Source organism: Microbacterium sp. STRO-2N (assembly GCF_057747775.1).
Map to the genome: position 1 here is coordinate 1,986,463 of NZ_CM173223.1, position 20,295 is coordinate 2,006,757.

General features: G+C 70.6%; 23 protein-coding genes and 2 tRNA genes. 10 read left to right on the forward strand and 15 right to left on the reverse strand.

From position 1 onward, the window contains the following. Nucleotides 1-29 precede the first annotated feature (29 nt). Nucleotides 30-707: a DUF8185 domain-containing protein gene (locus AC3ANN_RS09255; protein ID WP_488340679.1), complete on the reverse strand. Its 678-nt coding sequence runs from the start codon at nucleotides 705-707 to the stop codon at nucleotides 30-32. A gap of 102 nt (nucleotides 708-809) precedes the next feature. On the opposite strand from AC3ANN_RS09255, the gene AC3ANN_RS09260 reads away from it, so the two are divergent. Continuing rightward, complete coding sequence (locus tag AC3ANN_RS09260; RefSeq protein ID WP_488340809.1) at nucleotides 810-1,670, forward strand: acyl-CoA thioesterase; 861 nt, start codon at nucleotides 810-812, stop codon at nucleotides 1,668-1,670. Between the two features lie 6 nt (nucleotides 1,671-1,676). On the opposite strand, the gene AC3ANN_RS09265 is transcribed toward AC3ANN_RS09260, so the two are convergent. The 4 genes from AC3ANN_RS09265 to AC3ANN_RS09280 all read right to left on the reverse strand — a co-directional run bounded on the left by AC3ANN_RS09265 (nucleotide 1,677) and on the right by AC3ANN_RS09280 (nucleotide 5,097). After that, nucleotides 1,677-2,198, reverse strand: coding sequence for an acyl-CoA thioesterase (locus tag AC3ANN_RS09265; protein WP_488340680.1), 522 nt, complete (start codon nucleotides 2,196-2,198; stop codon nucleotides 1,677-1,679). After that, the gene (gene ettA, locus AC3ANN_RS09270; protein ID WP_488340681.1) at nucleotides 2,191-3,870 is read right to left on the reverse strand and encodes an energy-dependent translational throttle protein EttA; all 1,680 of its coding nucleotides are present in this window, start codon (nucleotides 3,868-3,870) and stop codon (nucleotides 2,191-2,193) included. The genes AC3ANN_RS09265 and ettA overlap by 8 nt, the downstream gene beginning before the upstream one ends. 109 nt (nucleotides 3,871-3,979) lie before the next feature. Further along, a complete protein-coding gene (locus tag AC3ANN_RS09275) occupies nucleotides 3,980-4,510 on the reverse strand; it encodes a DUF6993 domain-containing protein (protein ID WP_488340682.1) in 531 nt (176 codons plus the stop codon). Between the two features lie 44 nt (nucleotides 4,511-4,554). Beyond that, nucleotides 4,555-5,097 (reverse strand): single-stranded DNA-binding protein, encoded by a 543-nt coding sequence (locus AC3ANN_RS09280; RefSeq protein WP_488340683.1) that lies wholly within the window; start codon nucleotides 5,095-5,097, stop codon nucleotides 4,555-4,557. Nucleotides 5,098-5,321: 224 nt separating this feature from the next. On the opposite strand from AC3ANN_RS09280, the gene AC3ANN_RS09285 reads away from it, so the two are divergent. Beyond that, nucleotides 5,322-5,585: a hypothetical protein gene (locus tag AC3ANN_RS09285; RefSeq protein WP_488340684.1), complete on the forward strand. Its 264-nt coding sequence runs from the start codon at nucleotides 5,322-5,324 to the stop codon at nucleotides 5,583-5,585. 7 nt (nucleotides 5,586-5,592) lie between these two features. Here the strand turns inward: AC3ANN_RS09285 and yczR are convergent, their stop codons facing one another. Continuing rightward, nucleotides 5,593-7,017 (reverse strand): MocR-like transcription factor YczR, encoded by a 1,425-nt coding sequence (yczR, locus tag AC3ANN_RS09290; RefSeq protein ID WP_488340685.1) that lies wholly within the window; start codon nucleotides 7,015-7,017, stop codon nucleotides 5,593-5,595. A gap of 62 nt (nucleotides 7,018-7,079) precedes the next feature. Here yczR and yczE point away from each other — a divergent pair, with 62 nt between their 5' ends. After that, nucleotides 7,080-7,709 (forward strand): membrane protein YczE, encoded by a 630-nt coding sequence (gene yczE / locus AC3ANN_RS09295; RefSeq protein ID WP_488340686.1) that lies wholly within the window; start codon nucleotides 7,080-7,082, stop codon nucleotides 7,707-7,709. 69 nt (nucleotides 7,710-7,778) lie between these two features. Here yczE and AC3ANN_RS09300 read toward each other — a convergent pair whose 3' ends face one another. Beyond that, complete coding sequence (locus AC3ANN_RS09300) at nucleotides 7,779-7,991, reverse strand: methyltransferase (RefSeq protein ID WP_488340687.1); 213 nt, start codon at nucleotides 7,989-7,991, stop codon at nucleotides 7,779-7,781. A 107-nt stretch (nucleotides 7,992-8,098) separates the two neighbouring features. Between AC3ANN_RS09300 and AC3ANN_RS09305 the strand changes: the two genes are divergently transcribed. From AC3ANN_RS09305 to AC3ANN_RS09330, 6 genes are all read left to right on the forward strand, one after another. Then, nucleotides 8,099-8,171: transfer RNA gene (locus tag AC3ANN_RS09305), tRNA-Arg, on the forward strand. Between the two features lie 59 nt (nucleotides 8,172-8,230). Beyond that, complete coding sequence (gene orn, locus AC3ANN_RS09310) at nucleotides 8,231-8,857, forward strand: oligoribonuclease (RefSeq protein WP_488340688.1); 627 nt, start codon at nucleotides 8,231-8,233, stop codon at nucleotides 8,855-8,857. 37 nt (nucleotides 8,858-8,894) lie between these two features. Then, a tRNA-His gene (locus AC3ANN_RS09315) sits at nucleotides 8,895-8,970 on the forward strand. 64 nt (nucleotides 8,971-9,034) lie between these two features. Further along, nucleotides 9,035-9,376 (forward strand): metallopeptidase family protein, encoded by a 342-nt coding sequence (locus AC3ANN_RS09320; protein ID WP_488340689.1) that lies wholly within the window; start codon nucleotides 9,035-9,037, stop codon nucleotides 9,374-9,376. Next, the gene (gene clpS / locus AC3ANN_RS09325; RefSeq protein ID WP_488340690.1) at nucleotides 9,376-9,675 is read left to right on the forward strand and encodes an ATP-dependent Clp protease adapter ClpS; all 300 of its coding nucleotides are present in this window, start codon (nucleotides 9,376-9,378) and stop codon (nucleotides 9,673-9,675) included. The genes AC3ANN_RS09320 and clpS overlap by 1 nt, the downstream gene beginning before the upstream one ends. Then, entirely contained in the window at nucleotides 9,672-10,163 is a 492-nt protein-coding gene (locus AC3ANN_RS09330) for a DUF2017 family protein (protein WP_488340691.1), read from the forward strand. The genes clpS and AC3ANN_RS09330 overlap by 4 nt, the downstream gene beginning before the upstream one ends. 40 nt (nucleotides 10,164-10,203) lie before the next feature. On the opposite strand, the gene AC3ANN_RS09335 is transcribed toward AC3ANN_RS09330, so the two are convergent. The 6 genes from AC3ANN_RS09335 to gatC are packed head-to-tail and all read right to left on the reverse strand — an operon-like array spanning nucleotide 10,204 to nucleotide 15,834. Then, nucleotides 10,204-10,797, reverse strand: coding sequence for a nucleoside/nucleotide kinase family protein (locus tag AC3ANN_RS09335; RefSeq protein WP_488340692.1), 594 nt, complete (start codon nucleotides 10,795-10,797; stop codon nucleotides 10,204-10,206). Next, complete coding sequence (locus tag AC3ANN_RS09340) at nucleotides 10,772-11,092, reverse strand: hypothetical protein (protein ID WP_488340693.1); 321 nt, start codon at nucleotides 11,090-11,092, stop codon at nucleotides 10,772-10,774. The genes AC3ANN_RS09335 and AC3ANN_RS09340 overlap by 26 nt, the downstream gene beginning before the upstream one ends. 53 nt (nucleotides 11,093-11,145) lie before the next feature. Next, nucleotides 11,146-12,411 (reverse strand): DNA polymerase IV, encoded by a 1,266-nt coding sequence (dinB, locus tag AC3ANN_RS09345; protein ID WP_488340694.1) that lies wholly within the window; start codon nucleotides 12,409-12,411, stop codon nucleotides 11,146-11,148. 49 nt (nucleotides 12,412-12,460) lie between these two features. After that, nucleotides 12,461-13,990 carry an Asp-tRNA(Asn)/Glu-tRNA(Gln) amidotransferase subunit GatB gene (gene gatB, locus AC3ANN_RS09350; RefSeq protein WP_488340695.1) on the reverse strand — a complete coding sequence of 510 codons (1,530 nt, stop codon included), beginning with the start codon at nucleotides 13,988-13,990 and terminating at the stop codon, nucleotides 12,461-12,463. Next, the gene (gene gatA / locus AC3ANN_RS09355) at nucleotides 13,990-15,525 is read right to left on the reverse strand and encodes an Asp-tRNA(Asn)/Glu-tRNA(Gln) amidotransferase subunit GatA (protein ID WP_488340696.1); all 1,536 of its coding nucleotides are present in this window, start codon (nucleotides 15,523-15,525) and stop codon (nucleotides 13,990-13,992) included. Before gatA ends, gatB begins: the two co-directional genes overlap by 1 nt. Before the next feature lie 9 nt (nucleotides 15,526-15,534). Further along, the gene (gatC, locus tag AC3ANN_RS09360) at nucleotides 15,535-15,834 is read right to left on the reverse strand and encodes an Asp-tRNA(Asn)/Glu-tRNA(Gln) amidotransferase subunit GatC (RefSeq protein ID WP_488340697.1); all 300 of its coding nucleotides are present in this window, start codon (nucleotides 15,832-15,834) and stop codon (nucleotides 15,535-15,537) included. A gap of 59 nt (nucleotides 15,835-15,893) precedes the next feature. Between gatC and AC3ANN_RS09365 the strand changes: the two genes are divergently transcribed. After that, nucleotides 15,894-17,594, forward strand: a complete 1,701-nt coding sequence (locus AC3ANN_RS09365) for a long-chain-fatty-acid--CoA ligase (RefSeq protein ID WP_488340698.1) — start codon at nucleotides 15,894-15,896, stop codon at nucleotides 17,592-17,594. Nucleotides 17,595-17,601: 7 nt separating this feature from the next. On the opposite strand, the gene AC3ANN_RS09370 is transcribed toward AC3ANN_RS09365, so the two are convergent. Continuing rightward, on the reverse strand, nucleotides 17,602-17,910 hold the full coding sequence (locus tag AC3ANN_RS09370) for a YciI family protein (RefSeq protein ID WP_488340699.1): 309 nt from the start codon (nucleotides 17,908-17,910) through the stop codon (nucleotides 17,602-17,604). Between the two features lie 7 nt (nucleotides 17,911-17,917). Next, a complete protein-coding gene (gene ligA / locus AC3ANN_RS09375; RefSeq protein ID WP_488340700.1) occupies nucleotides 17,918-20,260 on the reverse strand; it encodes an NAD-dependent DNA ligase LigA in 2,343 nt (780 codons plus the stop codon). Nucleotides 20,261-20,295 lie beyond the last annotated feature (35 nt).

Consider the following 20,295-nt stretch of genomic DNA (forward strand, 5'->3'; position numbering starts at 1 on the left):
CGGCCGCTGCCGCGGTGTGAACGCGCGGTTCAGCGCCCCGCGGAGCCTGTACGACGCACGGCGGTGAGGCCGACCGCCACGGGCCCACGCACGAGGACGTGGCCGCGCTGCAGGCTGACCCGGGTCCACGGGCCGCTGACGAACACGCGAGCGGACTCGCCGCCGCTGATGAACCCCATGCTGAGCGCCGCGAACGCGGCCCCGAGCGGAAGGCCGCCGAGCTCGTCGTCGGGTGCTCCCCACACGGCGGCGCGCACCGCGCGGACCGCATCTTCGCCGGCATCGGTCGGCACGGCGTCGGCAACGCGGACGATCCCGCCTTGCGCCTTGGCCGCAAGGGCCGACGCCTCGACATCGTCGCGCTGCGTCCATCCCGAACGGGGCGGCGTGATCCCCGCCCATGAGGGCGACAGCGCCGTCTCGGGCAGCAGGAGCGCTGCCGCGTCATCGGGTGCGGCGGAGAGGGCGGATGCCTCGACCACGAGGTCGCACACGAGCTCGGGATCGGCGGCGAGCGTGCGCATCGCGAGCACCGTCGGCGTCGAGTCGCCCAGCCCGCGCGGCGCAAGAGGCGCCGCGGTCATCGCCAGCACGCCGCCCGATGCCTGCAGCCGGATCCCCTCGTCGGTGAAACGGGCTGCGCGACCGGCGAAGGTGAGCGCGTCGGCGGCGGTGGCGGGATCGGCGAGCAGGAGGCGCGGGGACATCGCCCCTAAGCTACCAAGCGGAGCAACGGGCGGTCGCCGCCCCGGAGAGGAGCACCCGTGGAAGACGCCGAGCCGACCCTCGAGCAAGATCCGGTCGCCTCGATGCTCTCGGTGCTCGATCTGAGCGGCTCGGATGCACGCACGACAGAGGACATCTTCACCGGGGTGTCACACTCGATGCCCCTCGGCCGGGTGTACGGCGGGCAGGTGCTGGCGCAGTCCATCGTCGCCGCCGAACGCACCCTCCCGGATGATCGCATCGTGCACTCGATGCACGGGTACTTCCTGCGTCCCGGTGATTCGACGAAGGGCATCACGTTCGCGGTCGACCGCATCCACGACGGCCGCTCCTTCTCGACGCGCCGCACACAGGCCTTCCAGGAGGGTGTGCCGATCTTCTCGATGATCGCGTCGTTCCAGGACGAGGATCCGGGGGTGGATCATCAGGAGCCGATGCCCGAGGGGCTGCCGGGCCCCGACGAGCTTCCCGATGTGGAGTCGCACCTGAGCGGGGTCCACCCGATGTCGAAGCGGTTCTTCACCGACCGTCCCGTCGACGTGCGCCACGTCCCGTCGCCGATCTACACGGCGGTCGAGGGAGCCCGCGAGCCTCGGCAGGCGGTCTGGATGCGGGTGCGGCGCGCCATCCCCGACGACCCGGGCACGCATCGCGCGGCACTCGCGTACCTCAGCGACCTCACGATCCAGGAGTCCATCCTGCGGGCCCACGGGGTCTCGTGGGCGACGCCCGGACTCAAGGTGGCGAGTCTCGACCACGCGATGTGGTGGCATCGCTTCGGCCGCGTCGACGAGTGGATACTCTACGTGCAGGAGTCGCCGAGCGCGCGCGGCGGCCGGGGACTCGCGACCGGGCGGGTGTACTCGTCCGATGGTGCGCTGATGGCGACCGTCGCGCAGGAGATCATGGTGCGGGTGCCGGATGCCTCGGCACCGACTGGCTGACGAGCTTCAGCGCCGATGCGCGTAGACGAGGGGTTCGCCGAGGTACGGCGTCCAGGCGGCGCGCTCTTCGGCGGTCAGTCGCATCGGGCGGCCCGTCGCGGCATCCACTTTCACGACGACCGTCGTCGCGCGGGCGTAGAGCGTCTGCGTCGGTGACGCGGCCTCCGCCGGGCTGTACACCTCGTAGCAGACCTCGATGCTCGAGCCACCGAGCTTGCCGAACCACATCTGCACATCGAGGGGATGCCGCCCGTACGGCACCGGAGCGAAGTACTCGATCTCCTGGCGGGCGATGAGCGTCAGCACGCCGCTGTAGATGCTCGAATCGAGCACGGCGGTGTCGGGCGCGGGTTCTCCGGGGTCGGGCTCCCAGAAGGCCCGGACGCGCGCCTCTTCGAGCAGCTTGAGCATCGACGTGTTGTTGACGTGGTTGAACGCGTCGAGATCTCCCCAGCGGAGATGCACCGGGATGTGGAGGCGACGGCCGCGCCCTTCCGGCGCGGCCGTCGCCTCGTCGATCTCAGTCACGCGTGAGCTTGCGGTACGCGGTGCGGTGCGGGCGTGCGGCATCCGGTCCGAGACGCTCGATCTTGTTCGCCTCGTACGCCTCGAAGTTGCCCTCGAACCAGTACCACTTGTCGGGGTCCTCCTCGGTGCCTTCGTAGGCCAGGATGTGCGTCGCGATGCGGTCGAGGAACCACCGGTCGTGCGTGATCACGACGGCGCATCCCGGGAACTCGAGCAGTGCGTTCTCAAGCGACTGGAGGGTCTCGACGTCGAGGTCGTTGGTGGGCTCGTCGAGGAGCAGCAGGTTGCCGCCCTCCTTCAGCGTCAGCGCGAGGTTCAGGCGGTTGCGCTCACCGCCCGAGAGGACGCCCGCCTTCTTCTGCTGGTCCGGGCCCTTGAAGCCGAACTTCGACACGTACGCGCGCGAGGGGATCTCGGTCTTGCCGACGGTGATGATGTCGAGGCCGTCGGACACCACCTCCCACAGCGTCTTGTTCGGGTCGATGTTCGCGCGCGACTGGTCCACGTAGCTGATCTTCACGGTCTCGCCGATCTTCAGCTCACCGCCGTCGAGCGGCTCGAGGCCGACGATCGTCTTGAACAGCGTGGTCTTTCCCACACCGTTGGGGCCGATGACGCCGACGATTCCGTTCGGCGGCAGGCTGAACGTCAGCCCGTCGATGAGCGAGCGGCCGTCGAAGCCCTTCTGCAGCTTCTTGGCCTCGATCACGACGCTGCCCAGGCGCGGCCCCGGCGGGATCTGGATCTCTTCGAAGTCGAGCTTGCGGGTGCGCTCGGCCTCGGCAGCCATCTCCTCGTACCGCGCGAGGCGCGCCTTGGACTTCGCCTGGCGCCCCTTGGCGTTCGAGCGGACCCAGTCGAGCTCCTCGGCGAGGCGCTTGGCGAGCTTCGCGTCCTTCTTGCCCTGGATCGCGAGACGCTCGGCCTTCTTCTCGAGATACGTCGAGTAGTTCCCCTCGTAGCCGATCAGCCGGCCACGGTCGACCTCGGCGATCCATTCCGCGACGTTGTCGAGGAAGTACCGGTCGTGCGTGATCGCGATGACGGCGCCGGAGTACTTCTGCAGGTGCTGCTCGAGCCAGAGCACGCTCTCGGCGTCGAGGTGGTTCGTGGGCTCGTCGAGCAGGAGCAGGTCCGGCTTCTGCAGCAGCAGCTTCGTCAGCGCGACGCGGCGCTTCTCACCGCCAGAGAGCGGGCCGATCTGCGCATCGCCGGGCGGAGTGCGCAGGGCATCCATCGCCTGCTCGAGCTGCGAGTCGAGGTCCCAGGCGTCTGCGGCGTCGATCTCCTCCTGCAGCACGCCCATCTCGGCCAGCAGAGCGTCGAAGTCGGCGTCGGGATCGGCCATGAGGCCGGAGATCTCGTTGAAGCGGTCGACCTTCGCCTTGATCGCGATGCCGTCCTGGATGTTCTCCAGCACGGTCTTCGACTCGTCGAGCACGGGCTCCTGCATCAGGATGCCGACGGAGAATCCGGGGCTGAGCTTCGCCTCGCCGTTCGACGGGTGGTCGAGGCCCGCCATGATCTTGAGGATCGTCGACTTGCCGGCACCGTTGGGGCCGACCATGCCGATCTTCGCACCCGGCTGGAATGCCATCGTGACGTCGTCGAGGATCAGCTTCTCGCCGACCGCCTTGCGCGCTCGGACCATCTGGTAGATGTACTCAGCCATGCGGGTGTCAGTTCTCCTTGGGACTACAGAGGTCAGCGTCCCAGCCTACCGGCCGCCGGTGCGGGCTTGTCCGGGCATCGGATCGGCGCGGCCGCCCGCCGCCAGCGCGTCACCAGTCGATCGGGCGCGTCGCTCCCACGAGGCAGGTGCCCTCTGCCAGGACGGGAACCACGACGGCAACCGGATCCCCCGTCGCCGGACCGACCTGGCCGACGAGGCACTCCTCGCCCCATCGCACCGAGAACTGGATGCTCTCGGCCGGGTTCCCCACGGTCGAGCGGTCGTGCGTGACCTGCATCGCCGCCTTGTCGAACCCCGCAGCGGTCAACGCATCGACGTACGCCCGTCCCGCCGCTCGATCGTCGGACGCCCAGACCGCAGCGGTGACGGCGGCGAACAGCGGCAGGTTGTCTGCCGCCGTGCCCTCGGGCACCAGCGTCGGCTCGGGTGAGACGTCGCTCGTCGGGTCTCCGGTGGGGCCGTTCGGCTCGCTCGACTCGGACGCCGATCCGCTCGGGGTGCCCGTCGGATCGACCTCGGGCGGCGGCGTGCAGCCCGCGAGAGCGAACCCCAGGACCACGGCCAGCGCTGCTACGGCGAGCGTGCGCGGGCGCGAGCGAGGAGCCGAAGGTGGGGGCACGGGGAGAGTCTAGGGCGCGGATCCCGGAAGATCGCCGTCGCCCCTCAGAAGGGCGTGTCCGCATCCCCCGGCTGCCCCGACGCGGGGCCGTCCGCGCCGACGAGCGCGAGCTGCGGAGCATCGCCCTCGGCCGCCGTCGGCGCTGCTTCGGCGCTCTCCACGCCGGGCGCGGCCCATGCGTCGTCCGCCGCGGACGGCGACCACGAGGAGTCCGCGTCGGCGCGCGACGTCCTCTCGTCCCTCTCGAACGTCGTCGTGCCCCACAGCAGGTCGTGCCCGAGGGCTTCGGCGTCGATCTCGACCGAGATGCCCCGCCTGGTGCCGTTGTCCCACTCCCGCAGGCGCAGACGGCCGGTCAGGATGACGCGGTCTCCCTTGCTCAGCGAGTGGAAGGCGTGGTCCGCGAGACCCCGGAACGCCGACACCGTGTACCAGTTGGTGCTGGCGTCGGTCCACGCGCCGGTTGCCCGGTCGTAGCGGCGCTGCGTGCTCGCCACGCGGAACGTGGTGATCGCGATTCCGGCCGGCGTCCGCTTGAACTCCGGCGGCGTCGCCACGTTCCCGGTGATCGTGATGGTGTCGCTCATGTCGCATCCTCTCGTTGCATGACCGAGGACCGTCCCCGGTCCCGCCGGCGTCCCGTGCCCGAGGACGCCGGCGGTGAACCCACGATCGCGCCTCCGCGGAACGCGGAGGGACGCGCCGGCCCGATCTGGGGAAAATCCTGCGCGCACCGCCGATGGGGAGGAGCCGGTGCGACGCGGACGGGATGTCGGAAGCCGAAGATATCTTCGAATCGAGAGGAGTTCTCATGAACACGACGATCGAAGCACCACTCAACTCGGCGCCGATGCTGGCACGCGGCGCCGGCGTCCGGCTCGCCGACGCGGCGCCGTCGCTGTGGCGCGTCCTCGACAGGTCGGGTCGCGTCCTCGGTCACCTTCAAGCCATCGCCGTCCGCGGGGGTGTGAGGTTCCGTGCACGACGGTTCCACCCGGCGTCGGGCGCGTTCCGCGACCTCGGCGACTTCTGGAGTCCTGACGACGCCGTCGACTGCCTGCGCTTCGCCCGCTGAGCGCGGCTCAGACCAGGGCGCCGACGCGGTCGAGCAGGCCGCTCGGCGCCTCGGCGATCACGGTCCGCCAGACGTCGGCGAGCGCGCGCACCGCTCGGGTCAGCTCGTCGGGCGGCGCGGTGAACGGCACGCGCAGATGACGATCGTGACCGCCTTCGATCGAGAACCGCGGGCCGGCGCTGAGCAGGACCCCCCGGGATCGCGCCGCCAGCACCAGACTCGAGCTGAGCGGTGCGTCGAGCTCGAGCCAGAGCGAGACTCCCCCGTGCACATCCGGGACACCCCACTGCGGCAGCTCTTCGCGGACCACGCGCACGACCGCATCGCGACCCTCGCGCAGAAGATCCGATCGCTGCTCGAGAATCTCGGGGAATCTGTCGAGGAGCCGCGTGGCGACCGCCTGTTCGAACTCCGGCGTCCCCAGATCATGGGTCGGCCTCGCTGCGACGAGTCGCCTGATGAGATCCCCATCGGCACGCACCCAGCCGACCCGCAGTCCACCCCACACGGTCTTGCCGAGCGATCCGATGCGCACCACGGTGCCGGGCTCGGATCCCTCGAAACCCGACGCGAGCGGCGCGCGATCGATGTCGAGATCCGCAGTGGTCTCGTCGAGGACGATCACCGCGCCCGCGCGCTCGCCGGCGAGCAGCAGGGCGTCTCGCTCCGCGGCCGTCATGCTGCGCCCCGTCGGATTCTGGAAGTCCGGCATGAGGTAGGCCATGACGGGGAGCGTGCGCGCGGAGGCCTGCTCGGCGCGGTCCAGGTCCCAGCCCTCCCCTGTCGTCACCGGCACTCCGACCAGACGGGCGCCCGCGCGCCGGAGCGCGTCGACCGCGTGCGGGTATGTCGGCGTCTCCACGAGCACGCGATCGCCGCGTCCGATGAGCACCGATGCGATGAGATGGATGGCGCTCTGCGCGCCGGTGGTCACCAGCACCTCCCCCGGCTCCGTCGGGATGCCTCGCTGCGTGTAACGCTCGGCGATCGCTCGCCGCAGCTCGATCCGGCCGAGCACGTCGTACCCGACGCGGGCGACGAGCGCGGGTGCGGTACCGGCGACCTCCGTGATGACTCCCGCGAGACCGGGCCAGGCCGGGGGGCTGGCCTGCTGAAGGTCGACCATGCCCTCGAGCGCGGTCGCTCGCCCGGGTTCGCTTCTGCCCAGCGGCAGCGTCACGCTGCCGGATCCGCGGAGGCTCGAGATGTGCCCGGTCTCGCGCAGGCTCCGGTATGCCGCGGCGACCGTGCTGCGGCTCAGCTGCAGGGCCGTCGCCAGTTCGCGTTCCGCCGGAAGCGCCGTGCGCGGCGCCAGCCTGTTGTCGAGACACAGCAGGCGGATGCCGTCGGCGAGCGCCTCGTACGCCGGTTCACGCGTGCGCCACCCACCGAGCGCCGCCGCGAGGGCGCGCGCCGAGATCCGGGAGTCCATGAGGCCAGCGTAGTCACATTGGACCGCTCACTTCGAGCCAATCATGCGATTGGATGGTCCCTATGCCACGCCGTGTCGTTCAACTGCTGGTCGGGCTCTTCCTCTACGGCGCCGGATGCGCCCTGACCGTGGAGGCCGGCCTCGGCGTCGACCCGTGGACGGTGTTCGCGCAAGGCCTCTCGGTGCGCACCGGCATCGGCATCGGGTGGATCACCAACATCGTCGGGTTCTTCGTGCTGCTGCTCTGGATCCCGCTGCGGCAGAAGCCCGGAGTCGGCACGATCGCGAACATCCTGCTCGTGGGCACCAGCATGCAGCTCGTGCTGGGCGTCGTCCCCCCGGTCACCGGGGTCTTCGCCCAGGTGGCGGTGCTCCTCGCCGGCATCGTGGTCGTCGCCGTGGCGTCGGGGCTCTACATCGGCGCTCACTTCGGGCCCGGACCGCGGGACGGGCTCATGACGGGCATGCACGCGCGCCTCGGCTGGCCGATCTGGCTGTGCCGGGCCCTCGTCGAACTCTCCGTGCTCGCGATCGGATGGCTCCTCGGCGGCACCGTGGGCATCGGCACGGTGCTCTTCGCGGTGCTCATCGGCCCCCTCGTGCACCTGGCCCTCCCGCTCCTCGACACGCGCCGCGCACCGCGGACGACGGTCGCCGAGCCGGCTGCGGGATCCGCGCAGCCCGCAGCCTGACCGGCGAGCGCGCACACACCGTCGACGCGCGGGGCGGCATCCGTCGTCCGACGAGCGCCGCGGCGAGACTCAGTGCTCGCGGAACTGGGGCCAGTCGCTCCCCGGCGCCATCCGCGCGTGCAGTGCGCTCTTGGCGATCTCCATGGATGGATACGTGCCGGCGGACCGTTCCGCGCCCGCCATCGTCACGGTGTATCCGTCGTCGTCCTTGCGGATGCTTCCGACGACGCCGGACGTGCCGTAGGCGACCCAGAGCGCATGGTGCGTCTGCGTGGTGGTCATCGCGAACTCCTTTCGGGGCTTCCGCGTCCGACGCTACGCCGGGGCACGCCAGGGCGCCAGGGTCCGCGGCAGCCGCCGCCGACCCGGTAACCTGGGAGACCACCCTTCCCTCCGTAGCTCAGGGGACAGAGCGAGCGGCTTCTACCCGCAAGGTCGGGGGTTCGAATCCTCCCGGAGGGGCGACGGGCTCGGCGACACGGCCGAGCCCGCTGTCTGGGTCCGTCAATAGGATGGAGCACATGGTGGGGGCATCCGACAACGACCGACTGGTCTGGATCGACTGCGAGATGACAGGACTCGACCTCGCGGTCGACGAACTGGTCGAGATCGCGGTCGTGGTGACGGACTTCGAGCTGCGCCCCCTCGACCCCGGATTCCACATCGTGATCAAGCCGGACGCCTCGGCGCTCGAGCACATGAACGAGTTCGTCACGAACATGCATCGCCACTCGGGCCTGCTCGACGAGATCCCCCACGGCGTCAGCGTCGCCGACGCCGAGTTCCAGGTGCTCGAGTACATCCAGAGGTTCGTGCCCCTGGAGGGCAAGGCACCGCTGGCCGGGAACACCATCGGCACCGACCGCATGTTCCTCGCGAAGTACATGCCGCGTGTCGACCGCTGGCTGCACTATCGCAACGTCGACGTGTCGAGCATCAAGGAGCTGTCGCGACGCTGGTATCCGCGCGCGTACATCCACGCACCCGCCAAGGACGGCGGCCACCGCGCTCTCGCCGACATCCTCGAATCGATCCGCGAACTGGCGTACTACCGCCAGGCGGTCTTCGTCCCGGAGCCGGGTCCGACCAGCGACGGGGCGCGGGCGGTGGCGGCCTCCGTCGTGTCGTCGTTTGCCCCTGAGGTGTGAGAGAATCTTCTGGTTGCCCGCGCAGGCGGGAGACATGGTGGGTATAGCTCAGTTGGTAGAGCACCTGGTTGTGGTCCAGGGGGTCGCGGGTTCAAGTCCCGTTACTCACCCCAATCCCTTCGATCGGGGCGCACGGTGTGCGCCCCGATCGCGTCGGGGCGAGGCATCATGATGGAGATGGATGCCACGGCCTTCGAGCAGCTCGTGATCGACGAGCTCGACGCACTCCCCGACGACATGGTCGAGGGGCTCGACAACGTGGTCTTCGTCGTCGAGGATCGGCCCGAGGACGGCACCCTCGACCTGCTGGGCCTCTACGACGGCTGGGCGCTCACCGAGCGGGAGCGCTACGGGATCGGCGAGCTGCCTGATCGCATCATCGTGTACCGTGAGCCGCACCTCGCGGCCTGCGACGACGAGGACGCGCTTCGCGACGAGATCCACACCACGCTGGTCCACGAGATCGCCCACTTCTATGGGATCGACGACGACCGGCTCCACGAGCTGGGGTGGGCGTGATGGCGCCGATCGCCACCCCGCAGACCGACGAGCGCACCGCCCTCGCCGGCGACGTCGACCCGGATCGGCCCTGGCAGACCGTCGTGTGGGACGACCCCGTGAACCTGATGAGCTACGTGACACACGTGTTCCGCGAGTACTTCGGGCTCCCCCGCGCCGAGGCGGAGCGGCTCATGCTCGCCGTCCACAACGAAGGTCACGCGGTGGTCGCCGAAGGACCGCGCGAGAAGATGGAGATGCACGCACAGGCCATGCACGACTACGGACTCTGGGCCACAGTGCGGCGGGCCCCGCGATGACCGCACGCATCGTCGTCCTCGAACTCTCCCGCATCGAAGCCGCGCACCTGGCACGGCTCGTCGTGCAGTTCGGCGAGCTTCTCCAGGACTCGATCAGCGACAACGGCGATCCCGCCATCGCACGGCTGGTTCCGGCCGCGTACGACGACGAGACCGCGGCGCGCGAGTTCCGGCGCCTCACCGAGGCCGACCTCCTCGACCGGCGGCGTGACGATGCCGACCGTGTGCTCGCGTCGCTGGGTGACGTGGCGACGTTCCCCGACGATCTCGACGACCCCGCGCTCCTCGAGCAGGTCCAGCTCCGGCTCGATCCGTTGACGGCGCGAGCGTGGCTGCGGACGCTGGCCGCGATCCGGCTGGTGCTCGCCAGCCGCCTCGGCATCGAGGTCGCCGAGGACCACGACCCCGATGACCCGCGCTTCGGGATCTACGACTGGCTGGGGTACCGCCTCGACGGACTCGTGGCCGCTGTCGACGACGAAGCTTGAAGCCGCTCGGCCCGAGCCGCCGGCCGATCCAGGTGGCGGCTCACGGCACGGCGAACACGTGGGTGGCGAGCCGTGTGGGCTCGTCGTGCTGCACGTGGCTCTCCTCCTGCCGCGCCCATCGTTCCCAGTGCGGACGGTACGTCTCACCGTCGCGGGCGAGCGCGCGCCGTTTGCGCGACGCCGACGGGGACTCGAGCCACACGCGGATGTCGCCGAGGCTCGCGGTCGCCGGTGTCAGGATGCCGACGCCCTCCACGATCAACGGCAGCGCCGGGTCGACCGCATGAGCCTCGGCCGGGGCATCCGCCTCCCAGTCCCATCGCTGCCAGACCCCGATGAGCCCTCGGGCGTGCGGAACGAGGATCTGCTCCCGCGCGATGCCGACGCCCTGGTCGAGACCGTCCCACCCGGGGTAGATCGAGTCGAGCGCGACCGACTGGACTCTCCCCGCCAGCGGCCAGCGCGCGACGAGCGCCCGTGCGAGCGATGACTTGCCCGCGCCGCTGCGTCCGTCGATGAGGACGACGGGGTTGGATGCCGCGACCGCCGTCACCGCGCGGACGAGGTGCGCCACCGCGGCGTCGAGTGCCGTCGCGACCGGATCGGCGCTACTTCTTGAGGGCGCGGATGACACGGCTCAGCGCGCGGCCGGCGAAGAACACGAACGGCACGGCCACCGTGAGGAGGGCGACGATGTTCGGCTCGAAGCGCAGATCGTCGCCGCGGCGGATATAGGCCCCGATGGGGATCGCGTAGCCGCCGCCTCCTCCACCGCCGTTGCCCGCCTCGTCGGACCCGCCCCCGAACCCGGACCACGTCAGCGCGACCGGGATGAGCCGGACGCCGTCGACATCCTGCTGTTCGCCGTACGCGCTCTTGACGCCGAAGGCCGCCGACTGCTTGCCGAGTTCCAGTGCGATGTTGGGCATGCGTCAACGGTAGCGGGCACACGCTCGGCTGCACAGCCGTACGTCCCACAGGATCAGTCGGACTCCAGTCGGGGCGCCGGCGGATTCGACGGCAGGGTCCCTCCGCCGCGGGCCTTGCCGAGGAGCGTCGCGCGCGTCACGGCGCCGCGGCCGAACTTCGCCGCCGCGCCGTCCAGGGCATCCTCGACGCGCCGCCACTCCTCATCGTCATCCCACAGTCCGGGCGCCGCCGTGCCGCTCGGTCGCAGGCGCTCGGCGCGCACGCCGATCAAGCGCACCGGGAGCGCCCGGTCGACCGACGAGAACAACTCGTACGCGGCGTCGCCGATGCGCTGCCCGACCGCCGTGGGCTCCGGCAGCGTCTGGGAGCGCGAGATCGTCGTGAAGTCGGCGAACCGGACCTTGATGGCGATCGTCGCGGCCTCCCAGCCGCCGCCGCGAAGCCGCGCACCGACGCGGTCGGCGAGTCGTCGCAACTCGGAGCGCAGGATCGCGTCGTCGGCGATGTCGTCGTGGAACGTCTCCTCGTGCCCGATGCTCTTCTCGACGCGCCGCGTATCGACCTCGCGCGCGTCGATGCCGCGAGCGAGCTGCCAGATCTGCCCGCCCATCGCGTTGCCGAGAACGCGGTCGAGCACGGCGCGTGGCGTGTCGAGCACGTCCGCGATGGTGCGGATGCCGCGACCTTCGAGCGCCTCGGCGGCCTTCGGCCCGACTCCCCACAGCGCCCGCACCGATCGCGGGGCGAGGAACGCCGCAGTGTCGGCTTCGGGCACGACCAGCAGCCCGTCCGGCTTGCTGATGGTCGAGGCCATCTTCGCCACGTGCTTGGTGGCCGCGGCGCCGACGCTGCAGGTCAGCCCGGTCTCGTCGAGCACCCGCTGCCGCAGCATCCGCGCGATCTCGCCGGGGCTCCCCCACAGTCGTCGCGCGCCTCGCACGTCGAGGAACGCCTCGTCGATCGACAGCGGCTCGACGAGCGGCGTGATGTCGCGGAAGATGCGCATCACGCGAGACGACATCTCGAGATACCGGTCGAAATGCGGGAGCACCACGATCGCCGTGGGGCACAGCCGCAGCGCCTGCCCGACCGGCATCGCCGACCGGACGCCGAAACGACGAGCCTCGTACGACGCGCTCGAGACGACCGAGCGGCCGTCGGGCGCGCCGATGATGATCGGCTTGCCGCGCAGCGACGGGTCGTCGAGCTGCTCCACCGACGCGTAGAACGCGTCCATGTCGACATGGAGGATGCCGGCACCGGTGTCGTCGGCACCCTCGGGTGAGACGAGCCGGCCCGTTCCGTCCCCGCGCCCCATGGTCCTATTCTCGCGTGCCCCGCCGACACGGCGGCGCGCGTCACACCGGTCAGGACCCGGCGCGCTCCAGGATCAGCTCGCGCACGCGCGCGGCATCCGCCTGCCCCTTCATCGCCTTCATGACGGCGCCGATGATGGCGCCCGCTGCCTGCACCTTGCCGTCGCGGATCTTCTCCAGCACGTCGGGCTGCGACGCGAGGGCATCGTCGATGGCGGCGATGAGCGCGCCGTCGTCCGAGACGACGGCGAGCCCGCGCGCGTCGACGACCTCCTGCGGCGTTCCCTCGCCGGCGATGACGCCTTCCAGCACCTGGCGTGCGAGCTTGTCGGTGAGGGTGCCCCCGTCGACGAGACCCTGCAGCGCCGCGACGTCGGCGGGAGTCACGAGATCAGAGGCCTCGCGGCCCTCCGCGTTCGCGATCCTGCTGATCTCGCTCATCCACCACTTGCGGGCGGAAGCGGGCGATGCCCCGGCCGCGACGGTGGCCTCGATCTCGGCGAGGAGTCCCGCGTTGACGACGCCCTGGAACTCGATGTCGCCGAAGCCCCAATCCGCCTTCAGCCGACGTCGCCGGGCGGCCGGCGGCTCGGGAAGGGCGGCGCGCAGCTGCTCGATCAGCTCCGGCGCCGGCACGACGGGGAGCAGATCGGGCTCGGGGAAGTAGCGGTAGTCGTCGGCGTCCGACTTCGGGCGGCCGGGCGAGGTCGTGCCGGTGTCCTCGTGCCAATGACGTGTCTCCTGCGTGATGGTGCCGCCCGCCGCGAGGATCGCCGCCTGGCGCTGGATCTCGTAGCGTACGGCGCGCTCGACGGACCGCATCGAGTTGACGTTCTTCGTCTCGGTCCGGGTGCCGAGCGGTGCGGGCGGCTCACCCGCGGCGGCACGGGGGCGCAGCGAGACGTTCGCATCGCAGCGGAGGTTGCCGCGCTCCATGCGCGCGTCAGAGATCCCCAGCGACAGGACGATGTCGCGGATCGTCCGCACGTACGCCTTCGCCACGTCGGGAGCGCGGCGGTCCGTGTCGAAGATCGGCTTCGTGACGATCTCGACGAGCGGCACGCCCGCGCGGTTGTAGTCGACGAGCGAGTATTCCGCACCCTGGATCCGCCCGGTCGAGCCTCCGACGTGCGTCAGCTTGCCGGCATCCTCCTCCATGTGCGCTCGCTCGATCGGCACCACGACCACGGTGCCGTCGTCGAGCTCGACCTCGACCTCTCCCTCGAACGCGATGGGCTCGTCGTACTGCGAGATCTGGTAGTTCTTGCCGAGATCCGGGTAGAAGTAGTTCTTCCGCGCGAACCTGCTCGAGGGCGCGATGGAGCAGCCGAGCGCGAGACCCAGACTGATCGACGAGCGCACGGCGGTCTCGTTGACGACCGGGAGCGATCCGGGAAGACCCATGTCGACCGGAGCGACGAGGGTGTTCGGCGGAGCACCGTGGTTCGCCGAGTTGGCGGGATTGGCCGCCCCCGAGAACATCTTGGTCTCGGTGTTGAGCTCGACGTGCACCTCGAACCCGAGGACGGGCTCGAACAGCTCGAGCGCCTTGTCGAAGTCCATCAGCTTGTCCTTCGCCATCAGCGGGCGCCTCCGATCGAGCCGAGGGTCGAGTGGGTGAGCTCGGGCGCACGATCGAGGATCGGAGCGCCCCACGAGTCGACGAGGATCGCCTCGAGCGCCGCACCGACCCGGTACAGTCGCGCGTCCTCGCGCGCCGGCGCGAGGAACTGGATGCCGACCGGAAGCCCGTCCTCTGCCGCGACGCCCGAGGGGATCGAGATGCCCGGCACGCCGGCGAGGTTCGCCGGGATGGTGGTGACGTCGTTCAGGTACATCTGCAGGGGGTCGTCGATCTTCTCGCCCAGCTTGAACGCCGTGGTCGGCGCCGACGGCGTCGCGATGACGTCCACGCGGGCGAAGGCCTCATCGAAGTCACGCTGGATGAGTGTGCGCACCTTCTGCGCCGAGCCGTAATAGGCGTCGTAGTAGCCCGCGGACAGCGCGTACGTGCCGAGGATGATGCGGCGCTTGACCTCGTCGCCGAAGCCGGCGTCGCGCGTGGCGGCCATGACATCCTCGACGGTGCCTCCCGGCACGTTCACGCGGAGTCCGAAGCGCACCGAATCGAACTTCGCCAGGTTGCTGGATGCCTCGGCGGGAAGGATCAGGTAGTACGCGGCGACGCCGTACTCGAAGTGCGGAGCGCTGATCTCGACGATCTCCGCGCCCGCCGCCTCCATTGCGGCGAGGGCCGCACGGAAGGACTCCGACACCCCGGGCTGGAACCCGCTGTCGGGGAGTTCTCTGATGGCGCCGACCTTGAGGCCCTTGAGCACCTCGCCCGTCGCCCCCTCGCGGGCGGCCGCGGCGAACGACGGCCACTCGTGCACGAGCGAGGTCGAATCGTGCGGGTCGTGGCCGGCGATCACGTCGTGCAGCAGTCCCGAGTCGAGGACCGTCCGGGTCACCGGGCCGACCTGGTCGAGCGATGAGGCGAGGGCGATCGCGCCGTACCGGCTCACGCCGCCGTAGGTCGGCTTGACGCCGACGGTTCCCGTCACATGTGCGGGCTGGCGGATCGAGCCACCGGTGTCCGACCCGAGCGCGAGCGGCGCTTCGAAGGCGGCGACCGCAGCCGCCGAGCCTCCGCCCGAGCCGCCGGGGATGCGCTCCAGGTCCCACGGGTTGCGGGTCGGACCGTACGCGGAGTGCTCGGTCGACGAACCCATCGCGAACTCGTCCATGTTGGTCTTGCCCAGGGGCACCAGACCGGCCGCGCGACTGCGCGCGACCACGGTCGCGTCGTACGGCGACATGTAGCCCTCGAGGATGCGCGAGCCGCTCGTCGACGGCATGTCGGTCGTCACGAGGACGTCCTTGATCGCGAGGGGGACTCCGGCGACGGGGCCGAGGTCCTCGCCGGCGGCGCGACGGCGGTCGATGTCGGCGGCGACCTCGAGCGCGTGCTCGTTCACATGGAGGAACGCGTGGACGCCTCCGTCGACGGCCGCGATGCGGTCGAGGTGGGCCTGCGTGGCCTCGACGCTCGAGACCTCGCCAGCGGCGAGCCTGTCTGCGAGCGCGGACGCGCTCAGCTTCGTCAGATCGGTCACGAAAGCCCCTTACTGCTCTTCGCCGAGGATCGCGGTCACGCGGAAACGCCCGTCCGCGGCATCCGGTGCGTTCTGGAGCACCTGCTCGAGCGTGAGCTGGTCGCCGACGACGTCCGAGCGGTAGATGTTCTCGAGGGCGATCGGATGGCTCGTCGCCGGCACATCGGGCGTGGCCACCTCCGACACCTTGGCGATGTTGTCGACGATCACATCGAGCTGCCCGGTCAGGCGCTCGACCTCCTCGTCGCTCAGCTGGATCCTGGCGAGCACACCGAGATGGCGCACGAGATCGGGGGTGATTTCAGACACCCCCCCAGCCTACCGGGGACGCGCCTGTGGCCCATGGCGTCCCGGCATAGGCTGATCGCGTGACGACCTACGACCCGCCGCGCCCCTGGATCGCCAGCTACGCCGAGGGGGTGCCGCAAGACCTGGAACCCGTCACCGGCTCCCTCGTCGACATCGTCGCGGCGTCCGCGCGCGACTATCCGGATGCCCCTGCCCTGCAGTTCTTCGGGCGCACCACGTCGTACCGTTCGCTTCACGAGCAGATCGAGCGCGCGGCCGCGGGGCTGCGGGACCTCGGTGTGAAAGCGGGCGATCCCGTCGCGATCGTGCTGCCGAACTGCCCGCAGCACATCGTCGCGTTCTACGCGATCCTGCGCCTGGGCGCGGTCGTGATCGAGCACAACCCGCTCTACACGGCGCGCGAGCTGCGCAAGCAGTTCGAGGACCACGGCGCGAAGCACGCGATCGTGTGGACGAAGGTCGCCAAGACGATCCAGGAGTTCCCGGCGGATCTCGCCGTCACCGCGCTCGTGTCGGTCGACATCACCAAGGCCATGCCGTTCGGCACGCGCCTCGCGCTGAAGCTGCCGATCGCGAAGGCACGCGAGGCGCGCGAGGCCCTGCACGCGCGTGTGAGCGGCACTGTGCCGTGGGAGGACGTCGTCGGCGCCACGCTGCTCCCGTCCTCGCATCCCACACCCGCCACCGACGATCTCGCGCTGATCCAGTACACCAGCGGCACCACCGGGACGCCGAAGGGCGCGTCGCTCACGCACCGCAACCTGCTCTCCAACGCTGCGCAGGCGCGGGCCTGGGTGCCCTCGATCGTGCGCGGCGACGGATGCGTCGTCTACGCCGTGCTGCCGATGTTCCACGCGTACGGCCTCACGCTGTGCCTGACCTTCGCGATGTCGATGGGCGCGCGCCTCGTGCTGTTCCCGCGCTTCGACCCCGACATGGTGCTCCAGGTGACCGAGAAGCACCCCGCGACGTTCCTCCCCCTCGTCCCGCCGATCGCCGACAGGCTGCTGAAGGCGGCGCAGGAGAAGGGCGTGTCGCTCGCCGGGACCGAGGTCGCGATCTCGGGTGCCATGGCGCTCCCCCACGACCTCGTGGTGCCCTTCGAGGCGGCCTCCGGCGGCTACCTGGTGGAGGGCTACGGTCTCAGCGAGTGCTCCCCCGTGCTCATGGCGAACCCCGTCGCCGACAACCGCGTGCCCGGGACCGTGGGGCTGCCGCTGCCCGGCACCGAGTGCCGTGTCGTCGACCCCGACGACCCCGCTACGGACGTGCCCCCGGGCGAGCGCGGTGAGCTCGTCGTTCGCGGGCCGCAGGTGTTCAGCGGGTACTACGGCAAGCCCGAAGCGACGGAGGCGGTGTTCGCCGACGGCTGGTTCCGCACCGGGGACATCGTCACGATCGACGACGCGGGATTCGTGCGGATCGTCGACCGCATCAAGGAGCTCATCATCACGGGAGGCTTCAATGTCGCGCCGACCGAGGTCGAGAGCGTGCTCCGGCAGCACCCGCAGGTCGAGGACGCCGCCGTCGTCGGGCTCCCGAACGAGCATTCCGGCGAAGAGGTCGTCGCGGCGATCGTCGTCGCCCCGGGCGAGGAGATCGACGTCGAGGACGTCCGCGAGTTCGCACGCGGCATCCTGACGCCGTACAAGCTGCCGCGCCGCGTGTTCGTCGTCGACGAGCTGCCGAAGTCGCTGATCGGCAAGGTGCTGCGCCGTCAGGTGCGGGACCGTCTGCTGACGCTCACCACCGGGGAGTAGCGGCGGCTCAGCCTCCGAGGCCGTCGCGGGCGACCGCGACCGCGTAGGGATGCAGCGTGGCGGTGAAGACTCCGCGCGCGACGCCGGGATCGGCATCCATCACCGACTGGGCGGCGTTCTCGTCGGCGGCTTCGAAGATCGTGATCCCGAAGGTGTCGTGCTCCTCCTGCGTGCGCCCCGCGAGGATCAGGATGCCGCGATCGCGCAGGCCGACGAGATACTCGAAGTGCGCGGCCACGATGTCGCGCTCCTCCGGCGTCGGCGCGGAGACCATCCCGGGTCGCGTCGGCACGATGCGGTACAGCCACTCGGTCATGCCGTGATCACCCTTCCCCCGGGACGAGCGCGTCCAGAGCCGCGGGGCCCTCGGTCACGAGGATGTGGAACTGCGCCGCGTCGAGGATGCGAAGGCCGAGCTCCTCGGCCTTGGCGAGCTTCGATCCGGCGCCAGGCCCTGCTGCGACGAAGTCGGTCTTCTTCGAGACGCTCGATGCCGCCTTGCCGCCGGCGTTGATGATCGCCTCCTGCGCGCCCTCGCGCGTGTAGCCGTCCAGCGAGCCGGTGGCGACGACGGTGAGCCCGTCGAGCACGCCGCCGCCCGCGGCGGCGGCCCCGGGACCTGGATGCCCCGGCGTCGCGAGCTGGGCGCCTGCGGCCTGCCACCGCTCGACGATCTCGCGGTGCCAGTCGATCTCGAACCAATCCCGCAGCGAGTCGGCGATGATCCCGCCGACACCCTCGACGCCGGCGAGCTCGTCGCGGCTCGCCGCGCGGATCGCCTCGACGGATCCGAACCACTGTGCGAGCGCCCGGGCCGCGACAGGGCCGACATGGCGGATGTTGAGAGCCACCAGGAACCGCCACAGCTCCTTCGTCTTGGCGCGCTCGAGCTGGTCGAGCAGGGTGAGCGCCTGGGCCGACGGCTGCGGGCCGGTCAGTCCGGCCTTCTTCTCGGCGGCGCTGGGGTTGCGGCGGAACGGCGCACGGCGCACCGGCTCGCCCGTCTTCTCGTCGACGCGCGGCTCGCCCGTCTCGGCGTCGCGCACGACGACCTCGATCGGCACGAGCTGCTCGATCGTGAGGTCGAACAGCGCCGCCTCGGTCTCGAGCGGCGGCGTCTCGGGAACCGACGGCTGGGTGAGCGCGGCGGCCGTGACCTCGCCGAGCGCCTCGATGTCGAGGGCCCCGCGCGAGCCGATGTGCTCGACGCGGCCGCGCACCTGAGCGGGGCACGCGCGCGTATTGGGGCAGCGCAGGTCGATGTCGCCCTCCTTGGCGGGCGCGAGCGGCGAGCCGCACTCGGGGCAGGCTTCGGGCATCACGAACTCGCGCTCGGTGCCATCACGGAGCTCCACGACCGGACCGAGGATCTCGGGGATCACGTCGCCGGCCTTGCGGAGCACCACCGTGTCGCCGATCAGCACGCCCTTGGCACGCACCACGTCCTGGTTGTGGAGCGTCGCCTGGCGCACGACCGAGCCCGCCACGCGCGCGGGCGCCATGACCGCGAACGGCGTCGCGCGGCCCGTGCGCCCCACCGACACGACGATGTCGAGGAGCTTCGTGTTCACCTGCTCAGGCGGGTATTTGTACGCGATCGCCCACCGCGGTGCGCGGCTCGTGGCACCGAGCTCGTCGTGAAGATCGAGCTCGTCGACCTTCACCACGACGCCGTCGATCTCGTGCTCGACGGCGTGACGGTGCTCGCCGTAGTACTCGACGAACTCGAGCACGCCCTCGATGTCATCGGCCGTGCGGAAGTAGGGGCTCGTGGGCAGGCCCCATTCGGCCAGCAGCGCGTAGATCTCGCTCTGCGACGACACCGGCGGGCGACTCCACGCACCGATCCCGTGGACGAACAGCCGCAGCGAATCGAGTCGTGCCTGACCGGCCTCGCGTTCGAGCCCGTCCTTCTTGTCGAGCTGCTGGCGCAGTCCTCCCGAGGCTGCGTTGCGCGGGTTCGCGAACGCCGGGAAGCGGCGCTCGGCGCTCACGCGCGCCTTCGCCTCGTCGAATCCGCGGTTGCGGGCACGGGCGTCCGCGACCGCACGGTCGCGCATGTCGGCCTGCAGCGCGTTGAGTCCCTCGAACGCCTTGACCGGAATGAACACCTCGCCGCGGACCTCGACGAGGTCGGGGTGCCCCGTGCCGGCGAGCCGCTGCGGGATGCCCGACACCCGGACCGCGTTCATCGTGACGTCTTCGCCGATCCGCCCGTCGCCGCGCGTGGCGGCCGAGGTGAGGACGCCGCGCTCGTACCGCAGACTGATGGCGAGGCCGTCGATCTTCAGCTCGGTGAGCCACCGGACGTCGCGCCCGGCCGCGGACTTCGTCTTCACGCACCATTCGCGGAGCTCCTCGGCGCTGAACACGTTGTCGAGGCTGAGCATGCGCTCGGCGTGCTCCACGGGCGCGAACATCGAGCTCTCGGCCGCGCCCACCGTCTGGGTCGGCGAGTCCTGTCCCTGCAGCTCGGGGTGCAGCCGTTCCAGCTCTTCGAGCCGGTGCATCCAGCCGTCGTAGGTCGCGTCGTCGACGATCTCGGCGTTGCGGCCGTAGTAAGCGTCGCGGGCGTCGAGGATGCGCTCGGTCAGCTGCGCGGCCTCCGCACGCGCCGCCTCCAAGCCGGGGTCGTCGGGCAGGGCCACGTCTGCGTCATCCGTCACCCCGCCAGTCTAGGAGCGGCCCCCGACGCCTGCGC